Here is a 2,398-nt window from a genome sequence, read left to right as displayed (position 1 = left end):
ACCCACCTGCACAGTGGCAAGCACCTGACCGTGAGCACGGGTGAAGACGTCAGCATCGCCAGCGGCAAGTCGCTGCTGGCCAGCGTGGTGCAGAGCATCAGCCTGTTTGCGCAGAACGCCGGGGCCAAGCTGTTTGCTGCCAAGGGCAAGGTCGAACTGGAGGCACAAAGTGATGCGATGGAACTGACTGCGCTGCAGAACATGAAGCTCACGTCGCTGGAACAGTTGATCGAGATGTCGGCGCAGAAGGAAATCCTGCTTACCAGCGGTGGTGCCTATATCCGCATCAAGGGCAGCAATATCGAGGTGCATGCGCCGGGGACCATCGACATCAAGGGGGCGAAGAAAACGCTGGATGGGCCGGCCAGCATGGAGCACTCGTTCAAGGAATTTCCCACCGGTCCTGACTCCGGCATGTATGACGAGCAGAACAGGTTGATGACCAGTTTCGGTGTACCGCTGGAAAACGTGGCTGTCGAGTTCGATATTCCTAGCAAAGGCAAGCGGGTTTACTTCACCGACCAAGAAGGTATGACACCCCGCCTTTTCAGCGACAAACCCGACACAGCCAAGATGAGGCTTGTGCCCGATGAACTGGTAGTGCCGACAGGTGCTGACACATTTGTGCCGAGAATCAAACCATGAAGCAAGACTTACAACTCAATGAGCAAACGTGCTCTACGTCCGATTCACAGGTTCATTACAGGGAACTATGGACTCTCGGGCAACAAGAAGCGGTACGGCGCCTATCGGTGAAAACGCGCATCGAGTTTAAAAGCACCGCGCGCTATGAACTAATAAAAGATTTCAGCACGCGCGCAGAGCGCATCGCTGGAAATTATGCACGCATTTATCTTGAGCTTGAGCGCAACGAAAAGCCTGAATTGAAAGGCAGATTCTACTGGACCGGACTGGCTGCATTTGCCAGCAAACAGGTCATGTGCGCCCTTGATTATGCCAGCAATAGTAAATGGCGATGGACTGGTGCAGCAGCGCCTTTTTTTGACATCACCAAAATGCACTTGGGCGAAGGCAATTTTTGGCTTTTCCAAGATATTTTTGTATGGCACTGGTTTTATATAAATTACCCCGACGAATTCAAAAGCGCCGTACCAGAAAGGAACTGGAACTGCTATATTTCTGACTTTAAAGTCGCATTCAAAGAGCTACCATGGATTGACGACGCCTTACCGAAAATTAATTTTCTGGCAGAAACCACCCCATTAAAAGAAGGCTTCGACCTCATAAAAAAAGTCGAAGTTTTGAAAGATGGAGTCTTGCGCAGAGAACTCCAGTTGGCCTCATTAATGAAAATCGCTGATCACGAGCAGCTTTGGATTTTACAGCCTCTGATTTACGAAAATTGGGACTTCCAGCTACTACTTGACGGGCAAGCGAAGCTAGAAGGGAAGTTTGGCGTACCTCGCCGCCTGGCAGCGTTCAGCACACAATGTGAGACTGGTGACCCAGATCGCGATGTGGTCATGAAAGAAGGTGATCTATACGATTTCACCGATAGAATGATCTTCATAACCGAGATCGCCACCAAATATCACTACCTAATGGATAAAGATAAAAGACAAATGGAAACCACTATTTCAACCATAAGCTCATGGCATAACAATGAATAAGCATTTGGCTTCACTATTTTTTTTATTACTGACTGCCTGCGGAGCATCGAACGTGAATGAAAAAAAACCCAATGTGACATTTTCTTTAAACGACAGCATCAAGAATATACTGGCAAGCTCCACGATGCAGTTGACGAAAGACTGCAACTCAAAAGTATGCTTTTATGAGTTTAGCACCTCATCCAAGAGCGAAAACAAAGGCGCAGCCATTGTAGACCCAAACAAAAACCCTTTACCTCTGAATAACATAGTTAGCGCAGCACTTATCACATATAAAACAGACCTCGTGGAAAACGCCAGCATCAGGGTTGCACCCGCGCCTTCGAACTCCGAACATTCTGAGTTCATACAATATTTCAACGACACTCTAGTCAAGTTGAGGCTTTCGGGATGGCATCGCTATATTCTCCCCAATGAAGCAAGAATACCAGGAAGCGAAGCGAGCAAGTTCAACCTCTTTGACGAAGTGCTAGGTGTGCCTGTTGGCACCGGCCCTTGGAAAGATCCTACGCTAAAACTAAGTCAGGCACAGTGGTTAGCAATGCCGACAATCAACAACTGGTACTTTCATAAGGATGGCAACTACCTCCTTTTCCGTGTCCAGCGAGAGAACACCCCACAAGCGCCACAAGAACGCGGCTCCTATCTTTTTTCATTTAATTTCCAGTCAGAAGCAGAGTTTTATAAAAATTTTGTCCCAAATGAGAATCAAGATGATTGGGTAAGACTGCTCCCCCCTGAGCTCAAACGCATGGCTCAGGAACGCG

At 48.2% G+C, this 2,398-nt stretch carries 3 protein-coding genes; all 3 read left to right on the top strand.

All coding sequences use genetic code 11. The features are described 5' to 3' along the window. A partial coding sequence (locus APH27_RS26290; protein ID WP_156335916.1) for a DUF2345 domain-containing protein occupies positions 1-645 on the top strand: 645 nt, incomplete at its 5' end. Continuing rightward, the gene (locus APH27_RS25410; RefSeq protein ID WP_256250734.1) at positions 642-1,631 is read left to right on the top strand and encodes a DUF2515 family protein; all 990 of its coding nucleotides are present in this window, start codon (positions 642-644) and stop codon (positions 1,629-1,631) included. The genes APH27_RS26290 and APH27_RS25410, both read left to right, overlap by 4 nt. Next, a partial coding sequence (locus tag APH27_RS26520; protein WP_156335915.1) for a hypothetical protein occupies positions 1,624-2,398 on the top strand: 775 nt, incomplete at its 3' end. The genes APH27_RS25410 and APH27_RS26520, both read left to right, overlap by 8 nt.

The sequence above is a fragment of the Pseudomonas sp. NBRC 111123 genome (genome assembly GCF_001320205.1).
Lineage (GTDB): Bacteria > Pseudomonadota > Gammaproteobacteria > Pseudomonadales > Pseudomonadaceae > Aquipseudomonas > Aquipseudomonas putida_J.
The sequence above is the reverse complement of the archived record's forward strand: the minus strand, read 5'-3'. Positions and strand labels throughout refer to the sequence as shown.

Excerpts from the sequence above, each read along its gene's own strand:
- APH27_RS25410 (WP_256250734.1), top strand. The coding sequence starts at position 642 with ATGAAGCAAGACTTACAACTCAATGAGCAAACGTGCTCTACGTCCGAT.